This is a genomic window from Undibacterium sp. TJN19 (genome assembly GCF_049339485.1).
Lineage (GTDB): Bacteria > Pseudomonadota > Gammaproteobacteria > Burkholderiales > Burkholderiaceae_D > Undibacterium.
The window spans coordinates 1-672 of record NZ_JBMPPL010000055.1; the positions used below are offsets into that span (position 1 = coordinate 1).

A 672-nucleotide genomic window follows, 5' to 3' on the forward strand; every position below is an offset into this window, starting at 1 on the left:
TGACCAACATCCAGACACTGAACGCCGCCTTCACAGGCTCGTCCTCCGCTGGCGCCAACCTGGCAGTCACCGGTCTCGATCTGCAAGATGCCACTGGCCTCAAAACCGTCAACATCTCCCGTATCGCCTCCGCAGCTGGTACCAACAATGCCCGTATCGAAAACATCAAGTCCGTTCTCGACACCATGTCCATCACCAGCTCCAATGCCAACCAGGCAGGCGTTGTTGAATTCTCCTTCGGTACAGGCGTACTGGCAGGTGCCAACACAGGTGCATTGAACCTCTCCGACGTCCAAGTCGGTGCAGTCAACATCGGTGGCAACACCTCCGGCTCCTCCGCCAATGGCGTAGGCGGCACAGGCTACGAAACACTGACAGTCAACAGCACAGGCGCATCCAACTTCATCGGCGCGCTGAACCTGCCAATGGACACAGGCACAGCGGGTAAAGTTATCATCACTGGTAACACCAACCTCAACCTCGGTTCCACCACCAACGTCGTCAACGGCGCGGTTGGCACAATCGAATCCCTGAACTACCAAGGCGGTATCCTGCAAGCCTCCGGTCGTCTGGCTACAGTGGACGCGTCTGCCTTCACAGGTAACCTGACCATCAACCTGGGCAACGGCATCTTCACAACAGGTGCAGCAGATACATCCGGTTCCGCACAAA

At 57.1% G+C, this 672-nt stretch carries 1 pseudogene; it reads left to right on the plus strand.

From position 1 onward, the window contains the following. A pseudogene (locus ACO0LH_RS28490) lies at positions 1-672 on the plus strand (hypothetical protein); the annotation flags it as partial.